General features: G+C 53.6%; 19 protein-coding genes and 3 tRNA genes. 7 read left to right on the top strand and 15 right to left on the bottom strand.

The window, feature by feature from the left end; genetic code table 11:
• Positions 1-19 precede the first annotated feature (19 nt).
• From deoC to BJF97_RS04545, 10 genes are all read right to left on the bottom strand, one after another.
• The gene (gene deoC, locus BJF97_RS04590; protein ID WP_014837351.1) at positions 20-799 is read right to left on the bottom strand and encodes a deoxyribose-phosphate aldolase; all 780 of its coding nucleotides are present in this window, start codon (positions 797-799) and stop codon (positions 20-22) included.
• Positions 800-1215: 416 nt separating this feature from the next.
• A complete protein-coding gene (locus tag BJF97_RS04585) occupies positions 1216-2493 on the bottom strand; it encodes a NupC/NupG family nucleoside CNT transporter (RefSeq protein ID WP_004098395.1) in 1278 nt (425 codons plus the stop codon).
• 146 nt (positions 2494-2639) lie between these two features.
• Positions 2640-3419 (bottom strand): metal-dependent hydrolase, encoded by a 780-nt coding sequence (locus BJF97_RS04580; RefSeq protein WP_014227829.1) that lies wholly within the window; start codon positions 3417-3419, stop codon positions 2640-2642.
• On the bottom strand, positions 3416-4489 hold the full coding sequence (locus BJF97_RS04575; RefSeq protein WP_004128693.1) for a patatin-like phospholipase family protein: 1074 nt from the start codon (positions 4487-4489) through the stop codon (positions 3416-3418). Before BJF97_RS04575 ends, BJF97_RS04580 begins: the two co-directional genes overlap by 4 nt.
• 120 nt (positions 4490-4609) lie before the next feature.
• Positions 4610-4771 carry a DUF1328 domain-containing protein gene (locus BJF97_RS04570; RefSeq protein ID WP_003856556.1) on the bottom strand — a complete coding sequence of 54 codons (162 nt, stop codon included), beginning with the start codon at positions 4769-4771 and terminating at the stop codon, positions 4610-4612.
• A 124-nt stretch (positions 4772-4895) separates the two neighbouring features.
• Positions 4896-5507: a molecular chaperone OsmY gene (gene osmY, locus BJF97_RS04565; protein WP_014227828.1), complete on the bottom strand. Its 612-nt coding sequence runs from the start codon at positions 5505-5507 to the stop codon at positions 4896-4898.
• Between the two features lie 217 nt (positions 5508-5724).
• Positions 5725-7314 carry a peptide chain release factor 3 gene (prfC, locus tag BJF97_RS04560; RefSeq protein ID WP_004098388.1) on the bottom strand — a complete coding sequence of 530 codons (1590 nt, stop codon included), beginning with the start codon at positions 7312-7314 and terminating at the stop codon, positions 5725-5727.
• 92 nt (positions 7315-7406) lie between these two features.
• Positions 7407-8084 (bottom strand): pyrimidine 5'-nucleotidase, encoded by a 678-nt coding sequence (yjjG, locus tag BJF97_RS04555; protein WP_004098385.1) that lies wholly within the window; start codon positions 8082-8084, stop codon positions 7407-7409.
• A 14-nt stretch (positions 8085-8098) separates the two neighbouring features.
• Positions 8099-8545 carry a ribosomal protein S18-alanine N-acetyltransferase gene (gene rimI / locus BJF97_RS04550; protein ID WP_004098383.1) on the bottom strand — a complete coding sequence of 149 codons (447 nt, stop codon included), beginning with the start codon at positions 8543-8545 and terminating at the stop codon, positions 8099-8101.
• The gene (locus BJF97_RS04545) at positions 8514-8927 is read right to left on the bottom strand and encodes a DNA polymerase III subunit psi (RefSeq protein ID WP_014837349.1); all 414 of its coding nucleotides are present in this window, start codon (positions 8925-8927) and stop codon (positions 8514-8516) included. The genes rimI and BJF97_RS04545 overlap by 32 nt, the downstream gene beginning before the upstream one ends.
• A gap of 158 nt (positions 8928-9085) precedes the next feature.
• On the opposite strand from BJF97_RS04545, the gene rsmC reads away from it, so the two are divergent.
• The 4 genes from rsmC (at position 9086) to BJF97_RS04525 (ending at position 10602) form a co-directional block, all read left to right on the top strand.
• A complete protein-coding gene (gene rsmC / locus BJF97_RS04540; RefSeq protein ID WP_014227826.1) occupies positions 9086-10114 on the top strand; it encodes a 16S rRNA (guanine(1207)-N(2))-methyltransferase RsmC in 1029 nt (342 codons plus the stop codon).
• 168 nt (positions 10115-10282) lie between these two features.
• Positions 10283-10369 (top strand) — tRNA-Leu (locus tag BJF97_RS04535).
• Between the two features lie 28 nt (positions 10370-10397).
• Positions 10398-10484 (top strand) — tRNA-Leu (locus tag BJF97_RS04530).
• A 31-nt stretch (positions 10485-10515) separates the two neighbouring features.
• Positions 10516-10602 (top strand) — tRNA-Leu (locus tag BJF97_RS04525).
• Between the two features lie 19 nt (positions 10603-10621).
• On the opposite strand, the gene BJF97_RS04520 is transcribed toward BJF97_RS04525, so the two are convergent.
• Positions 10622-10861 carry a DUF1435 domain-containing protein gene (locus tag BJF97_RS04520; protein ID WP_014227825.1) on the bottom strand — a complete coding sequence of 80 codons (240 nt, stop codon included), beginning with the start codon at positions 10859-10861 and terminating at the stop codon, positions 10622-10624.
• Between the two features lie 264 nt (positions 10862-11125).
• On the opposite strand from BJF97_RS04520, the gene BJF97_RS04515 reads away from it, so the two are divergent.
• Positions 11126-12172 carry a GGDEF domain-containing protein gene (locus BJF97_RS04515; RefSeq protein ID WP_032692986.1) on the top strand — a complete coding sequence of 349 codons (1047 nt, stop codon included), beginning with the start codon at positions 11126-11128 and terminating at the stop codon, positions 12170-12172.
• A gap of 108 nt (positions 12173-12280) precedes the next feature.
• Positions 12281-13069, top strand: a complete 789-nt coding sequence (fhuF, locus tag BJF97_RS04510) for a siderophore-iron reductase FhuF (RefSeq protein WP_014227823.1) — start codon at positions 12281-12283, stop codon at positions 13067-13069.
• A 46-nt stretch (positions 13070-13115) separates the two neighbouring features.
• Here the strand turns inward: fhuF and BJF97_RS04505 are convergent, their stop codons facing one another.
• Entirely contained in the window at positions 13116-14459 is a 1344-nt protein-coding gene (locus BJF97_RS04505; protein ID WP_014227822.1) for a PTS sugar transporter subunit IIC, read from the bottom strand.
• Between the two features lie 340 nt (positions 14460-14799).
• Between BJF97_RS04505 and BJF97_RS04500 the strand changes: the two genes are divergently transcribed.
• The gene (locus BJF97_RS04500) at positions 14800-15258 is read left to right on the top strand and encodes a YbaK/EbsC family protein (RefSeq protein WP_014227821.1); all 459 of its coding nucleotides are present in this window, start codon (positions 14800-14802) and stop codon (positions 15256-15258) included.
• A 13-nt stretch (positions 15259-15271) separates the two neighbouring features.
• Here BJF97_RS04500 and bglJ read toward each other — a convergent pair whose 3' ends face one another.
• The 3 genes from bglJ to BJF97_RS04485 form a co-directional block, all read right to left on the bottom strand.
• Positions 15272-15952 (bottom strand): DNA-binding transcriptional activator BglJ, encoded by a 681-nt coding sequence (gene bglJ, locus BJF97_RS04495; protein ID WP_032692987.1) that lies wholly within the window; start codon positions 15950-15952, stop codon positions 15272-15274.
• A complete protein-coding gene (locus tag BJF97_RS04490; protein WP_014227819.1) occupies positions 15913-16635 on the bottom strand; it encodes a helix-turn-helix transcriptional regulator in 723 nt (240 codons plus the stop codon). The genes bglJ and BJF97_RS04490 overlap by 40 nt, the downstream gene beginning before the upstream one ends.
• Before the next feature lie 278 nt (positions 16636-16913).
• Positions 16914-17783 (bottom strand): helix-turn-helix domain-containing protein, encoded by an 870-nt coding sequence (locus BJF97_RS04485; RefSeq protein ID WP_014227817.1) that lies wholly within the window; start codon positions 17781-17783, stop codon positions 16914-16916.
• Position 17784: the final 1 nt, after the last annotated feature.

Genomic DNA, 17784 nt, shown 5'->3' with positions numbered 1-17784 from the left:
AGGTCAGGCAAATTACGTATTAGTAGCTGCTGGCGCTCTTACCATCGCCGTGACCCAGCGCTTTCAGCAGGCTTGCCAGCAGGCTGGAAGCGCCAAAGCGGTAGTGACGAGAGTCGGCCCAATCGGCACCGAACAGTTCATCGGCAATAGCGAGGAACTTTTGCGCGTCTTCTGCGCTACGCACGCCGCCCGCCGGTTTGAAGCCGACGCTCTGCTGAACGCCCATATCGCGGATGACTTCCAGCATGATGCGCGCGCTTTCCGGGGTCGCATTGACCGGAACTTTACCGGTAGACGTTTTGATAAAATCGGCACCGGCTTTGATGGCGATTTCAGATGCTTTACGAATCAGCGCTTCTTCTTTCAGCTCACCGGTTTCGATAATCACTTTCAGCAGCACGTTTGCCGCCGCGCAGGCTTCTTTACAGGCTTTCACCAGGTCAAAACCCACCTGTTCGTTGCCGGCAATCAGCGCGCGGTAAGGGAATACGACGTCAACTTCGTCTGCGCCGTAAGCTATCGCCGCGCGGGTTTCCGCCAGCGCAATAGCAATATCATCGTTACCGTGCGGGAAATTGGTCACCGTCGCGATCCGGATATCCGGAGTACCCTGCTCGTTCAGCGTTTTACGCGCGATCGGGATAAAGCGCGGGTAGATGCATACTGCGGCAGTATTCCCTACCGGTGTTTTGGCCTGGTGGCACAGCGCGATCACTTTTTCATTGGTGTCGTCATCGTTCAGGGTGGTCAGGTCCATCAGTTTCAACGCGCGCAGGCTGCTTGCCGTTAAATCAGTCATTTCATACTCCGACGGCGTATTGCCGTATTAAAGTTGGTTCACCTTGCGAGTCTGTTACTATTGTAACATCCCCTCTCCGTTACACTTCGATATACATCACAGTTAATGAAAACTAATTACTAATTTGCATTACTGTAGAGTGATATGAATCACATAATAAATCCCTGTGCATGCCCCCCGAAGGCCAGACTCTCTTTAAGCATAATCAGGAATCTCAGCATCGAGGCAATGTTATTATTGTAACATACCCACGCGGTAAACCTCGATATCAGCGCGGACATTTTGTGCGAAAAAATGCCAGATGCATCATGAGTGATTGATAAACAGATAATTATTAAATGATAGGATTTTAACACGCAGAGGAGAGTTCCCCGCGGCGGCGGTGCCGCGGGGTAGGGTCGTGATTAACGACGGCGCTATAGCGCGAGGAAGACGCCTGCTATCGTGGCGCTCATCAGATTAGACAGCGTCCCCGCCGCCACGGCCCGCATGCCCAGCTGGGCAATTTCCTGGCGGCGATTAGGCGCCATGCCGCCCAGTCCGCCAATCAGAATCGCAATGGATGACAGATTGGCAAAACCGCACAGGGCAAACGAGATGATGGCCTTGGTGTGGGTTGAAATCACCTGCAAACCGGCGGCTGCGACCTCGGCGTCGGCTTTCAGGTATTCACCGAAATTCATGTAGGCCACAAACTCGTTGATAATCAGCTTCTGGCCGATAAACGAGCCGGCAACGGTGGCCTCATTCCACGGAACGCCAATCACCCACGCCAGCGGCGAGAAGACCCAGCCGAGGATCATTTGCAGCGACAGATCCGGATGGTTAAACCAGCCGCCCACGCCGGAGAGAATACCGTTAACCAGGGCAATCAGCGCGATAAACGCCAGCAGCATCGCCCCGACGTTAAGCGCCAGCTGCATCCCGGAAGCCGCGCCGGACGCGGCGGCATCCAGCACGTTCGCCGGCGCCTGCGGATCGGCGTCGTTTTTTTCCATCGCCGGGTTGTCCCGGGGCTGCTCGGTTTCCGGCACGATAATCTTCGCGAACAGCAGGCCGCCCGGCGCCGCCATAAACGAAGCGGCAATCAGGTATTCCAGCGGTACGCCCATCTGCGCGTAACCGGCCAGAACGGAGCCCGCAACCGAGGCCAGGCCCCCGCACATCACCGCGAAGAGCTCGGAACGGGTCATGGTGGCGATATATGGACGCACCACCAGCGGCGCTTCGGTCTGGCCAACGAAGATGTTCGCCGTGGCAGAGAGCGATTCCGTGCGCGAGGTTTTCAGTACCGCGCGCAGCGCCCCGCCGAGAATGCGGATAACAAACTGCATGATGCCGAGGTAATAAAGCACGGCGATCAGCGATGAGAAGAAGACGATGACCGGCAGGACGCGCAGGGCAAAAACAAACCCGCCGCCGCCGAAGACTTCAAACATCTTGTCGGAAACCAGCCCGCCAAAGATAAAGCCGATCCCTTCATTGCCGTAAGCAATCACGTTGGCAACGCCGTTCGACATGGCCAGCAGCGCGGTGCGCCCGGCCGGCACGTAGAGAATTAACGCGCCGATCCCCACCTGGATAATCCAGGCGCCGAGGACGGTACGCAGGTTGATGGCTTTTCGATTACTGGAGAGGAGCACAGCGATGGCTAACAGCACCACCATGCCGATAAGTCCCATGATAATTTGCATACAGAGTCCCTGTGTATTGAGAGTTCAGCCTTAAAACCCCGCGATTATAACGGCATGAAACCATCATGCTCATTTCAGCTCACACATTTTAAGCAAAACAATGAGATAAAAAGGCAGGAATGAGACACAGGTCACTCAGCAAAGCGCTACGGAAGCGCAAAAAGCGCATTTGTATTATCAATCAGGGTATTCGCTATCTCTTCCGCGGGCTCAGAGCGTAGCTCACATAAGGTGGAGAAGACGCGAGCCGCCCGTTCCGGCCTGTTCGGCTGCCCCTGGAAACCGTTCAACGGCATATCCGGCGCATCGGTCTCCAGCAGCAGCGCCGAAAGCGGCAGCTGCGCGATCACACCGCGGGTCTTACTGGCGCGCGGATAGGTAATGGTGCCGCCAACGCCAATCTTGTAGCCCAGCTGCACAAACCGCTCCGCCTGCTGAAGGCTACCGGCAAAACCGTGCACTACGCCGGTTCGCGGTAAAGCGTGCTTTTTCAGCAGCATCGCCAGCTTGTCGTGAGTGCGTCTGGAGTGGAGGATCGCCGGCAAATCGTAGCGTTTCGCCAGCCGCATCTGCGCCTCAAATACAGAAACCTGACGTGCAAACTGCGGATCTTCCCGATAGAGATCGAGACCGATCTCCCCAACCGCGACCAGCTTAGCGTCGCGTTTCGCCAGGCAGGCTTCAAGCCGTTCAAGACTCTCTGCGCTATGCCGTTCAATCGCTATCGGGTGGAGGCCTAAGGCGGCGTAGAGCGCATCATATTTCTCCGCCAGCGCTAACACGCGGGCGAAGTTAACCGCTTCTGTCGCAGGTACCACGATCTGCGTCACGCCAGCCTCCGCCGCCCGGGCAATGCTGGCGCTTTCGTCGCCGGTGAAAGGGGGAAAATCGAAATGGCAGTGGGTATCAATAAATCGTAGGGTCACGCCAGGTCCTCATTTTCAAAGCTGGCATCATTGGCCTGCACCGCCGCGATGACCGGCGCCTGAGGGATCTCATTGGCCACCGGCGCTGGCGGAATAACGACCGTTTTCGGTACCGCAATACGCGGCGCATGGCGCAGCAGCGGCGGTCTGTCGGCCAGCAGTTTACCGACGGTAGCGAGAAAGTAGCGCCCGCACTGGCGTCCGGTCTTGTAGTCCTCCAGCAACGCCGGAAGACGGCTGCCTAACGCCATACTCTTCAACGGTTTCTGCGGATAAATTTCCAGAATTCTCAGCTTACCCGGCGGTTTTTCAATGAACTCTTGCGTGGAGCGATAGGTGGTTTCGTGATGCTGCACCAGATTCACAAACGGCTGCAGACTACTTTCGCCAAGCCAGCGCTCCATCCGTTTAAACCACTGCGGCGTGTAGTACATCTGGGACGGAACGGTGCGGATCACCACGATGGTTTGCGCCCCTCGACGGGCCGCTTCCTGTACGGGGATCGCATCGCTGACGCCGCCGTCAAGATAGCTCACGCCATCCAGCAGCACGCCGCTGCGGTAAAAACCGGGAATGGCGCTGGAGGCGCGAATCAGGTCAAGCCAGGTCTGCTGAGTGGGGGAAAAGTAGTTTGGCGTGTAATCATCGCCGCGACAGGCGCACATCCAGAACTCTTTTCCCTGAGCAAAACAATCTTCAGCATAGGCCATCGCCAGCGGCATCTTTTTCGAGGTGGTGTCGACCAGCCAGTCAAGATCGATAAGATTCCCGCCGCGCACAAAACGCATCGGGTCGAAAAACTCGCGGGCGGTGGTGTAGCGGGTGATCACTTTGCGGGCATAGCCGGGCTGGTTGCACAGATAGGCCGAGAGATTTTGCGCCCCGGCAGAGGTACCGAACATCATGTCAAACGGGTTGAATCCCGCGCGCATAAATTCGTCCAGTACCCCGGCGGTAAAAATCCCTCTCTGCCCCCCGCCTTCGCACACCAGTGCGAGCCTGCCCGGCTGGAAGGGTTTAACAGATAACGGCGTAATGTTGCCCAACGTAACGGGAATTCGCTGCCCCACCCTGCTTTCCTGTCTGGCTTATTATAAAAACAAAGGTAACGCAATTTTTAACGCCCTGAAACTGAGAAAGCCAGTCACATTGACTGGCTTTATGTAAGACGGTATTTCACGCGTTAACGTCTAGGGACGCCGACGGCCGGTGAACAGGCTGACCAGGAACAGGATAATACCGACAACGAAGACAATTTTCGCAGCCCAGGCAGCGGTACCCGCCAGGCCACCAAAGCCCAGAGCGGCGGCAATTAACGCGATCACCAGAAAAATAATGCCCCATCTAAACATACGTCTCTCCTTACCATAGTTAATGACGGTCGATTTTCTGCGCACTCAGGCCGCGCATACACAACCCTGTGGTGCTACACATCCTGCGGAAAGACCGCAGAATAAATTTTTTTAGTGAATAGATTTATTTGACGCTAAGGTCATTCTTCACGCTTTTGACGCCGGAAACGGCTTTCGCAATACCTTCCGCCCGCTCCGACTGCTTACTGGACTCTACCGTACCGGATAAATGTACAACGCCATCGGTGGTCTCCACCTTCACGTTACGCGACGGAACGATATCGTCAGCCAGTAATTTCGCTTTGATCTCGCTGGTCACCGCCGTGTCGCCGGCGTAGCCCTTCAGCGAAGCAGATTTTTCGTTCTGTACGCTAAGCTTGTCGTTAACGGAGGTCACGCCTTCAACCGCTTTCGCTACGCTAAGCGCCTGCTTATGCTGCTCTGAACTGTCAACCGTACCGCTTAACGTGACGACTTTGTTTTCAGTTTTCACAGAGATATCGGTGCTGCGAATATCTTTATGATCGATCAGCGCCGCTTTCACCCTGGCGGTGATGGTGCTGTCGTCCATAAAATTCCCGACTTTGTTCATCGAATTATCGACGGCTTGCCCGGCATTGCTTGCTGCAGATTTTGCGCTATCTGCGGTCGAGTTTTCCGCATACGCCGAAGCGCTGATTATTGCTGAGCCCAGGAAGAGGGCCAGGAGTGTCTTGCCGCTCTTAAGTTTTGTCATCGTTGTTCCTCGTTATATCTAAGCAGGTAAAGCAAAATAAGTAGTCTATTAAGCCAGGATTCCAAAAATTACTTATTAAATGTAGTAGATACGCGGAAGAGTGCGGCATTAACGGGTAAAAAAGCGCGCAAAACGGTAAGAATTAAGAACTTTCCAGAAAGGGCAATCCGAGGGGAAAATGGCGTGGAGCGCGGCGAAAACCGCGCTCCGGAGAGGATTAGTGCTCGCGGGTTTTACGGAACTGGACGTCAGGGTAACGTTCCTGCGTCAGGTTCAGGTTAACCATGGTCGGGGCGATATAAGTCAGGTTATCGCCGCCATCCAGCGCCAGCTGAATTTCGTTCTTACGCTTAAACTCTTCGAATTTCTTCGCGTCGCTGCATTCCACCCAGCGTGCGGTCGCGACGTTGACGGACTCGTAAATCGCCTCAACGTTGTACTCGCTCTTCAGGCGAGCAACAACCACATCAAACTGCAGCACACCCACCGCGCCAACGATCAGATCGTTATTGGCGATCGGACGGAACACCTGCACCGCTCCCTCTTCAGAGAGCTGAACCAGCCCTTTCAGCAGCTGTTTCTGCTTGAGCGGATCTTTCAGGCGAATGCGGCGGAACAGTTCCGGGGCGAAGTTCGGGATACCGGTGAACTTCATCATTTCACCCTGGGTGAAGGTATCGCCAATCTGAATGGTGCCGTGGTTATGCAGACCCAGGATATCGCCCGGATACGCCTCTTCCACATGCGAACGGTCGCCGGCCATAAAGGTCAGCGCGTCGGAGATCACCACGTCCTTGCCGATACGCACCTGGCGCATCTTCATACCCTTCTCGTACTTACCGGAAACCACGCGCATAAAGGCCACGCGGTCGCGGTGTTTCGGGTCCATGTTGGCCTGAATTTTAAAGACGAAGCCGGTGAACTTCTCCTCCGCGGCCTCCACGGTGCGGGTGTCGGTTTTGCGCGGCATCGGCGCGGGCGCCCACTCCACTAAACCGTCCAGCATATGATCGACGCCAAAGTTACCCAGCGCGGTGCCGAAGAATACCGGCGTAATTTCGCCCGCCAGGAACAGCTCTTTATCGAATTCGTTAGACGCGCCCTGCACCAGCTCCAGCTCATCGCGCAGCTGCTGCGCCAGGTCTTCACCCACCGCGGCATCAAGCTCCGGGTTATCCAGCCCCTTCACGATGCGCACTTCCTGGATGGTGTGGCCTTTACCGGTCTGATACAGGTAGGTTTCATCTTTATAAAGATGGTAAACGCCCTTGAACAGTTTGCCGCAGCCAATCGGCCAGGTGATCGGCGCGCAGCCGATTTTCAGCTCGTTTTCCACTTCATCCAGCAACTCCATCGGATCGCGGATGTCGCGGTCGAGTTTGTTCATGAACGTCAGGATCGGCGTATCGCGCAGACGGGTGACTTCCATCAGCTTACGGGTACGATCCTCGACGCCTTTCGCGGCATCGATAACCATCAGGCAGCAGTCCACCGCCGTCAGGGTACGGTAGGTATCCTCGGAGAAGTCTTCGTGGCCCGGGGTGTCGAGCAGGTTAACCAGGCAGTCGTGATACGGGAACTGCATCACGGACGTGGTGATGGAGATACCGCGCTGCTTTTCCATCTCCATCCAGTCAGATTTCGCATGCTGGCTGGAGCCGCGACCTTTCACCGTTCCGGCGGTCTGAATAGCCTGTCCGAATAACAGCACCTTTTCAGTAATGGTCGTTTTACCGGCATCCGGGTGAGAAATAATGGCAAAAGTGCGGCGCTTGGCCACCTCCTGCAAATAAGGAGACAACGTCATAATTCAATCTTCTTAGTAAACGCGGCAACGCGCCGCGCATGTTGAATACGAAAAAATTGCGGCTATTTTACCCATCAATGGGGGGGAGGCAATCAGTGTTTACACAGGAGTTGCTCCAGTTCGCTTAAAGAGGTGACCGTCCAGTCCGCGCGGAGGTCCGCGGGCAGTTCGCGCTGATGGGGGTTGAACCAGCAGGTCGCCAGCCCGGCATTCACGCCGCCGCGAATATCCGATTCCGCCGTATCGCCAACCATCAGCACCCGCGAACGATCGGGATTGCCCGCCTGCGCCAGCGCATAGTCGAAAATACGCGCATCCGGCTTAGCCACCCCAACCTCTTCGGAAATAATGAGCAAATCAAAGTGATCGCGCAGTCCGGTACGTTCAAGACGCGTCTGCTGCAGTGAGGTAAAACCGTTGGTGATGATGCCCATTTTTACCTTCCCCTGCAGCGAATCAAGCAGCGATACCGCTCCCGGCAGCGGCGAGCAGATCTCCGCCATCGCGTTCATAAACGCGGCGTTCAGCTCGCCGGGAGGGACGTTCAGGCGTTCCGCCCAACCGTCAAAGCGCTGATGCTGCAGCTGAAGAGAGGTAATGGCGCCGTTTTGATAATCCACCCATAGCGGCTTATTCACGGCCTGGTAGTCCTGAAAATCCTCTGCGGAGAACGTCACGCTATAGTCGAGAAACATCCGCTGTAGGCCGCTAAATGAGTCAAACGTAAATAACGTTTCGTCGGCATCAAAGAAAATCCAGTCCCACTTCATCGTATCACCTTGTCTTACATACTGATTGGCAGTGCCATTATGATGGCGTCCTCACGTCCGTCGACCGTGGGGTAATAGTTGCGGCGAATCGTCGCCTCGTTAAAGCCTAAGCTTTCATAGAGCGCGATGGCGGCGACGTTAGACGCGCGCACCTCCAGCCACAGCGTGACGACGCCGCGTTTTTCAACTTCATCAATCACCCGTTCCAGCAGCGCCCTGCCCAGACCGCGACGCTGAAAAGCGGGGTCGACGGCAATATTGAACAGCGTCGCTTCGTCGAGCACGATTTGCGTAATGGCAAAGGCCGCCATCACGCCGTCCACGGACAGTTGAAGATTCAGATAGCGCTCGCCCTGATTACTGGCAAACGTCTGTTCGCTCCACGGAAAAGCGTGGGCGCGCGTTTCAATTTGCCAGGCGCGGGGCAAATCAGCCGGGTTGAGGGTAGAAATCGTGTTCATGTGCGCAAATCTGTTGCCAGAGCGCCATGCGAGCAGGCGTGCTGGTCTGAAGTTCATCGAAAGCGGGCGTGGAAAGCTGTGCGCCCGCCAGCAGCAGCGGCGCGTCGGTGCCCAGCCGCCAGCTATTACAGCGTGCGTCCTGAGGCAGCATCGCAACGCGTTCAGGCGTCAGCTGCATCACCTGCTCCGGCATCAGGGCCAGCGCGCGCAGAATATCGCTGATAAGCGGTTCGGTCAGCGATGGCGGTTCTTCCGCCACCATCACCAGACGAATATGTCCAGGAAGCGAGATAGCGATTTCACCCTGTAACGCCCCAGGACGACGTAGCGACCACTGGGTGATGCCCAGCTGCTGTAATTGCCAGTCTCGTCGGGATGTCATAGCGAAACACTCCTGTTAATTAAGCGCGCAATATAGCAAATCCGTCGTATCTGCGCCAACAAACTACGCGGCGGTCGGAGCGCATCCCGCCGCCAACAAAGAGGCAGGCCGAAAGATAACGTGTATAATCGGCGCCAGTCTTAATGAAGGAGTGTTTCATGTCCGCTTTTACCCCGGCAAGTGAAGTCTTGCTGCGCCACAGTGATGATTTCGAGTCCGCCCGCGTTCTGTTTGCCGGTGACCTGCAGGATGACCTGCCCGCACGTCTGGACACGGCCGCCAGCCGCGCCCATACCCAGCAGTTCCACCACTGGCAGGTACTGAGCCGCCAGATGGGCGAAAATGCCCGCTATAGCCTGGTCGCAGAGGCCGGCGATGTCGCCGATTGCGATACGCTGATTTACTACTGGCCAAAGAACAAACCGGAAGCGCAGTTTCAGCTGATGAACCTGCTTTCGCTGCTGCCGACCGGTATTGATATTTTCGTGGTTGGCGAGAACCGCAGCGGCGTACGCAGCGCCGAGCAGATGCTGGCGGAATATGCGCCGCTGAGCAAAGTCGACAGCGCGCGCCGCTGTGGGCTGTATCACGGTCGTCTGGAAAAACAGCCCGCGTTCAATGCAGAACAGTACTGGGGCGAGTATTCGCTGGATAATCTGACGATTAAAACGCTGCCGGGCGTCTTCAGCCGCGATGGCCTGGATGTCGGTAGCCAGCTGCTGCTTTCCACGCTGACGCCGCATACCAAAGGTAAAGTGCTTGATGTCGGCTGCGGCGCCGGCGTGCTGGCAACCGTGCTGGCCAGCCACTCGCCTAAAGTCCGCCTCTCGTTGTGCGACGTCAGCGCCCCGGCAGTTGAAGCCAGTCGCGCCACGCTGGCCGCTAACGGCATCGAAGGGGAAGTGTTCGCCAGCAACGTGTTCTCTGAAGTGAACGGCCGCTTCGACATGATTATCTCCAACCCGCCTTTCCACGATGGTCTACAGACCAGCCTGGAGGCCGCGCAAACGCTGATTCGCGGCGCCGTTCGTCATTTGAACAGCGGCGGCGAGCTGCGCATCGTCGCTAACGCCTTCCTGCCCTATCCGAACGTGCTGGATGAGATCTTCGGCTTCCATGAAGTGATTGCCCAAACGGGCCGCTTTAAGGTCTACCGGACGGTGATGACCCGTCAGGCGAAGAAATAATCCTGCGTTTTTTCGGCGCCAGCAGACGCTGGTCGCCGATGTTTTTCCTCTCTGACCGTCCATTTTTGCAACAATCAATCCAACTGATACAATTAACTATTGACGAATAGCTGAAAACCACTAGAATGCGCCTCCGTGGTAACGATACTTTCATAGTGTCGATGGTATGCGAAGGTGGCGGAATTGGTAGACGCGCTAGCTTCAGGTGTTAGTGTCCTTACGGACGTGGGGGTTCAAGTCCCCCCCCTCGCACCATAATCCACGTTGATATTGCTCGCACTGGGTGAAGGTGGCGGAATTGGTAGACGCGCTAGCTTCAGGTGTTAGTGTTCTTACGGACGTGGGGGTTCAAGTCCCCCCCCTCGCACCAACGAGGCGATATCAAAAATTAAGAATACTGTGCGAAGGTGGCGGAATTGGTAGACGCGCTAGCTTCAGGTGTTAGTGTCCTTACGGACGTGGGGGTTCAAGTCCCCCCCCTCGCACCAATATTCTTACCCTTCCGTTTTATCCCATCAGCTTCAAATTCATTATTACCAGCATCATCCCACTGACCAGCGCCACGCATGATGGCAGCAGAACAAAGTGCCTTAGCTGACGGTGCCAAATCATTACCGCTGACATGAGCATTCCCAGCGTCACCAATCCGCGCCAGGCATCTACCGACAAATCGGCAAACCCGAGGACGGCAATCAGTACGCCAGGGATCAACACGCCCCACCCACTCCCTAAAGTTCGCTGCAACATGTTTTCGCCTCTCACAACGATAATGATAACCAATATCATATGATAATTTTTATCATTTGTCATCCCAGGAAAATAGCGCGTCCTTATTCTTTACGTTTGTGGTAATGACATACATTCATGAAGGTGATAAATTAAGCGGCAAAAAAATAATATATTAAATTATCTGATTATTTCGTAAAAACCTTATTTTGCGCACTGTTTTTTATTATTCACTTCAAACTAACATCACATTGAATTTTAACGATTAATAATGACAACTCCGACATGACTGCACAATCCTGGCGCTCCCATTACGAACAGAAATATCAGTATTCCTTACGGCTATTTTTACTGCTTAATTTAGTTTCATCCGTCTTATCCCTTGTCAGCCCGCTCTTTACCATCATCACTTTTACATTACCCTGTTTTCTGATAGTTGCCTGTAGCACGGTCCTGCTGCTATGGCACTGTAAATTCTCTCAGCACAAAATAAATATTCCGGTTATTTCTCTGCTATTTGGCCTGCTTTGGGCGTGGCACGTTGCGCTAAAAGCAATGGTGATGGGGCCGCCGCATTTTAACTACCTGGTGATCGCCTTATTAAGCGTGTTATTTATTGGCACCATTGCTTTTTCCAGCAATATCATTGGCTTTACTTTGCACTCTTTACCCACATACCTTATCTGCCTGATTCTTGGCGGAGGAGAACAATGGCTGCGCATGTCCTGGTGCTTTCTGTTGCCTATTGCCGGTATCACCCTGCAAAGCCTTATTCAGAAACGCAGCGATGTATTCACGCAGGGGCTCATGGATAAGCTGCTGAAGGAACGCAATACCCTTAACGATCTCAGTATGTTGGATCCGCTTACCGGTTTGTATAATCGCCGGGGCTTACAAAACCGGCTGGACACCATTCTTTCTCTCGACGGCGCCGGGCATTACGTTCTGCTGCTGGACATTGATCATTTCAAAGCCTACAACGACCACTACGGGCATATGATGGGCGACCAGGCTTTGATTCAGGTCTCCGCCGCCATTCGTAACGCCGTGCGCTCGCGTGACATCGTTGCCCGCTTTGGCGGCGAGGAGTTTATGGTGCTGTTGACCAGCAGCAGTGCGGAAAACGCTCTTCAGGCCGCAGAGCGCATCCGCCAGCGGGTCTACGATCTGAAAATCCCGCATATGTTTAATGAAAGCGTCGCGACCAACGTGACCATCAGTATCGGCATGACGCCGCTGATGGATGCGGATATCGACAGCGCGCTGAAACGGGCGGACAACGCGCTCTACGAAGCCAAAAATATGGGACGTAACATTATTCTCACCAGCTAGGCCTTTACCGCGCGGCAGGCGTCGCCGCGCGGACAAATCTCTTGCCAAGCCGGTGCTGCGGCATTAGTATCAGAAATCATTATCATTTAGATTTGTATCTGGCACCCGATGGCTTACCGTTCACTCGCATTCAACAATGAGATCATCTGGCGGGCTCCGCTCCCTTCGGCTGAGCGTGAACTGGCGAACGCAATACGGGACAAAATTACCGCGTTACGTCCGCATTTGCTGGATTTTATCCGTCTGAATGAAGAAGCCCCTCATCATGCCCTCACCCTGGCTGAGTGGTCGCAGCCCGCGACGCTGAGTTCGTTAATCGCGACGTATTCTGACCATATTTATCGCAACCAGCCCGGGCAAGCCCGTGAGCAAAAACCGCTGCTATCCCTCTGGGCACAATGGTACATCGGTTTATTGGTGCCCCCTTTAATGCTGGCGCTGTTGAGTGAAGAACGCGCCGTTAGCCTGGCGCCGGAGCATTTTCGCGTCGAGTTTCATGAAACAGGCCGTGCCGCCTGTTTCTGGATTGATATCCATTCAGCAGGTACTTCCCCGGCAGAATCCGCGCAGTCCCGGATGGAAAAGCTGGTCACCACCGCTTTGCAACCCGTGGTGCAGGCGCTTGAAGCCACTGGCGATATCAATGGCAAACTTATCTGGAGCAATACGGGTTATTTGATTAACTGGTATCTCGGGGAAATGAGAACCCTGGTCGGAGATGAAAAAGTGGCCGCGCTGCGTCAGCTCTTCTTCTTCAACAAACAGCTATCAGGCGGTGAGGATAACCCGCTGTGGCGTACGGTGGTTTTACGTGAAGGGCAGCTCGTGCGCCGCACCTGCTGCCAGCGCTATCGCCTGCCGGACGTACAGCAGTGCGGGGACTGTACGCTGAAATAATCGATGGTGAAAACAAACGGGCGGCTATTCAGCCGCCCGTTTGTTTTTATGCCGTTTGCTGACTCTCTTCCGCCATGCGCTGCGCCTCTTCGGCCTCCTGCGCGAGCAGCTGTTTCTCGTACACCTTGAAGAATGGGAAGTAGATAATCGCCGAAACGCAGGCCAGGACGACCACCAGAATCGCCGCCCGGAAATCCCACCCCAGCGCCCACGCGCCGCCAATCGGCGCCGGAGCAGTCCACGGTACAACCGAAATCACCCGGCCGATAAGATCCAGCTTCATTGCCGCCCAGGCCAGTACGGCGTTAACCATCGGCGCCAGCAGGAAGGGAATAAAGAATACCGGGTTCATCACGATAGGGGTGCCAAAAATAACCGGCTCGTTGATGTTAAACAGGCTTGGCACCACGCTCAGACGGCCAATCGAACGCAGATGCGCGGAGCGGCTGCGCAGATAGCAGAATACCAGCCCCATCGTCGCCCCTGAACCGCCAATCACAATAAAGAATGTCCAGAACGCTTCCATAAAGATATGCGGCAGCGGAGCCCCCTGAGCCAGGGCCTGCTGGTTCATGCCGAGGTTAGTGAGCCAGAACATTTGCAGCATGCCGGAAACAATGGCCGCACCGTGGATCCCCGCAAACCACAGCAGGTGGCCCACCAGAACCGCCAACAAAATTGCGGGTAAGGAGTCCGCTGCGGAAACCAGCGGCTTAAAGATAGCCATAATCGCCTGAGGGATCAGCATATCAAAATGATGCTGAATAAGCAGGCTCAGGGGATAGAGCGTCAGGACGACAACCAGTACCGGGATCAACAGATCAAACGAGTTTTTGATCATCGGCGGCACCTGATCCGGCAGGCGAATACCGATATTATGCGCCTTCAGGAAGCGCATCATTTCAACGCAGTAGACCGCCACCAGAATCGCCGTAAATATGCCCGTTCCTCCCAGGCTATCTACCGGCAGGCTGCCGTTCGTTTTTGGCGCCGCCACCAGCAGGAAGGCCATGATCGACAGCATGGCGCACATAAAGGGGTCGAGCTGATTGGTTTTTTCGTAATGCTTGCCGAGGTTATAGGCGATCGCGGCACAAATATAGATCGACATAATGCCCATCGTCATATCGAACGGCGTCAGAATTCGCCCTTCAAACTCTTTTGCCAGATCCAGCCAGGCGCGGGCAAATCCCCATGTGGTATCCGGTGAAAACGGCGGATACGCAAATACCAGCAGAAAAGAGCCGACAATCATAAACGGCATGGCGGAGATAAAACCGTCGCGGATTGCCATAACGTGGCGCTGAGACGAGATGCGTCCAGCGACAGGGCTGATGTAATTTTCTACGAAGCGAAATATCAGATTAAATGCAGCATGGTTAGCAGACATAGCAGCCCTCCTGACAGGCTAGATGAACAGGCCCAACAACGATTATCTTGCCGTTATGATGAACCCGCTTCGGCGAGGGGGTTACCCAATCGGGTAGCCTGCTGGCCCGACTGCTCAACCAGGTTCGATTCATCTTCGGCTCTTTGTTATAGGTGACGCAGGGAAGTTACCTTGTCAGTATTCCTGTCTCCGTGAATAACCGCAACCGGTTACAGTAACCGGTTGCGGTGAATGTGAAGGAGATCCAGAAATTAAAAAGAATCTTGATTCTCTACCATGGATATTTACACTTTGCGAAGCTTGTGACAGATTTTTAACAAGCCTTAATCAGGAGATTCCAATGAGTCTGCAGTCCGTGCGGCAGTTTTTTACTGACCACGCCCCCGATATCGAAATCATCGAACTTACTCAGAGCACGGCCACGGTAGCGTTAGCCGCAGCGGCGCATAACGTTGAACCCGGGCAAATCGCCAAAACCCTGTCTTTAAAAATAAAAGAAAGGGTTGTTCTCGTTGTCGCGAAAGGCGATGCACGCCTGGATAATAAAAAGCTAAAGGAAGCCTTTGGCGCCAAAGCCCGCATGCTAAGCAGCGATGAGGTCATTACGCTGACGGGACACCCCATTGGCGGCGTCTGCCCATTTGGCCTGGAAGTTCCGCTGGCTGTGTACTGCGATATCTCACTGAGGCAGTACCCGGAAGTGCTGCCAGCAGCAGGTTCAATATATAGCGCCGTTCGTATTTCACCTGAACGGTTGGCGCAGCTGACTGATGCTAAGTGGATTGACGTGTGTCTTTAACAGACCGCTGAGGCTACTGAGCAAGGCGCATCACCGTGGCATCATCATTATTCGCCGACAGGCGCATAAGAATGTCTGCCGCGCTCAGTAGTCCCATATCAGAACTGACGCCGAGCTTGGTCATGGCGTTAAACTTATGGGCCCGAATCGTTTTGATATTGCGTTCCAGCTGCGTCGCTATTTCCGGCAACGAGTAGCCATAAGACATATATCGCAGGATGGTATGTTCCGTTGGGCTCAAAAGTTGGCTATAGATACTCTGCTTTTGGCTCAACGAGCTCTCATTCGCCGGATAGCTACGCTCGAGAAGCTGAAGCAAGCACTCCTGCAGCTGTAGCCGACAGGCCGATTTATTCAAAATACCGTGTAAGCGAGAAGGCGTCAGATGGCTGACCAAACGCATTTCCGCTTCATCATTAGCTAAGATAATTCTTTGCGTGTCGGGACAATAACGCGCGATCTCATGGAGAAAGAGCAAGCTTTCAAGCCGGGATCTGCGGTTACCTGAAAGTGAAAAAATAATCGCAGAAAAATCTCTCGCCTGAAACTCCCGTTTTAATGCCATCGTATCTTTAAAGAACTGAATACGATAATTCTTACCACTTTCATTAATTAATATGTGGCGAAGCGCCACTTCTGTCATCGCACATTTCTCTACGATAGCGACATATCTTGTTGTGAGGTCTTTTTCCATTCTGTTTGATCTCCATAGGCTGAATAAATATTCAGCTCCTTCATTCCCTGTGCACTATTAATCCAGGCATACATCTCTGCATTACTACGCAAAGATAAGCGGCGCATAGCACTATTTTTCTGCGCACTTATGGTTTTATTGCTCTTCTTCAATAAAGCAGCAATTTGATTAATTCCCCATCCTTTTGCAAGAAGTCTCAACACTTTACGCTCAGAAAGAGTCAGAATAACCAGCTTTTGCGGTTCTTCATCGATGCGTTCTACTTCAGGAGAGAACAACGTCTGGCTAATTCGTTCAGCGGCAAGTCCACCCGCGCGCACAACCTCAATGAGACGTTTTACCGGCTCGCTGTCCGAAATTAATGTACTTTCAGGACGCATTAATAATTGAACAGCTAACGGAAAACAGGCGTTGCCTACCATAAAGACCCAGTGTATATCCCTGTATTGAGTCATTAAAGAGTAGTAATGTTCGCAAATATTTCTTGGATGCTCTATTTCACCGGACAAGTCAGCAATGACTAACACTGCACGACGCAGCTGCAGCAGGGTTAGCTCATCCTGAGAACGACAAAAACTCAATTCATAATCAGGGAGATGCTCCCCAACGATGGCTTTTAAGCCGGACTGCATAACCGGTATTCTGCTGATAATAATGCCGAACTTACCTTGTCCTGGTAACATAAACCCTCCGCTTCCTGTCGAAGACTCACCGCCGGCGGAAAAACAATTGGATGCATAATTTAATAGTCATCGTAATTATTTTGCCCAAATGAATCTTTATCATCCCTGGCGGGTGCGCGATATCGCACCCTAAAGCCAACTTAATAATGAGGAGTAACATATTGCTGTTATCCATACCAATGATTAACATTAACACAGGTAGTTGTCATCAATAAATTAGAAATGGTTAACATCGTCGTTAGATACGCTAACTTAAGATATATTAAATAAAGATTTATTTATTTTATTTTTTTCCTAAATACTTTTGGTGATTCACCGCTATAGCGGCGAAAGAAGCGAGAAAAATAGGCCGCATCAGTAAACCCTAAGTAATCAGAAAGTTGAGCGATAGTCATGCTGGTGTACTGCAGGTTGCGACGCGCCTCAAGCATCAACCTTTGATGTAAAACCCCCAGTGCGCTGCAGCCATAAAATTCATGACACAAATAATTCAAATGAGTCGCAGACACCCCCACCTCCCTGGCATACCCGGCTAATGGCATATGTTCACGATAGTGGCTTTCGATAAGGCGCGAGAAATGACGCATGACGCTCCGCTTACGTTCCGCTTTGTCCTCCGTTATGAGCTGCGGTTGATATTGCCGATTCAGCCAGACCAACAGCGCTCCCAGCAGTGAATGAAGCATCATTTCGCGCGCATCGTAATCTTCGCGGTACTCCTCTTGCAAAGCGGTAAACAGCGCCCGGATATGGCCCCGGGAGCTCTTCACCGGCACGCAACGCGGGTGGCCGAGCACATCCAGCTGACTGCCAAACTGATTTTCAAGGCTTCCGAGCAGCGGCAGCGCCAGCGACAAAACGTAGCCCTCCGTACCCGGCGAAAAGCGAAATCCATGAATACATAGCGCCGGAACCACCTGAATACAGGACTCCGTCATCACGGTCGTCGCGCCTTCGATTTCAATCTCCGCCCGCCCTTTATGCAGATACAGTAGCTGCACCAGCTCTGCGTGCTGATGCACGCGGATATGCCATTCATAAAGATGGCTGCGCTGGAGTATAGACTCACAGTGCAGAAGATCGGGCGTTGGCCAGCCCTGATCTTCGCCATACAGTTTGAAAACGGGAATGGTACTCGCTGCCTGCATC

The sequence above is a fragment of the Klebsiella sp. LTGPAF-6F genome, from assembly GCF_001753185.1.
Taxonomy (GTDB): Bacteria; Pseudomonadota; Gammaproteobacteria; order Enterobacterales; family Enterobacteriaceae; genus Klebsiella; species Klebsiella michiganensis.
The sequence above is the reverse complement of the archived record's forward strand: the minus strand, read 5'-3'. Positions and strand labels throughout refer to the sequence as shown.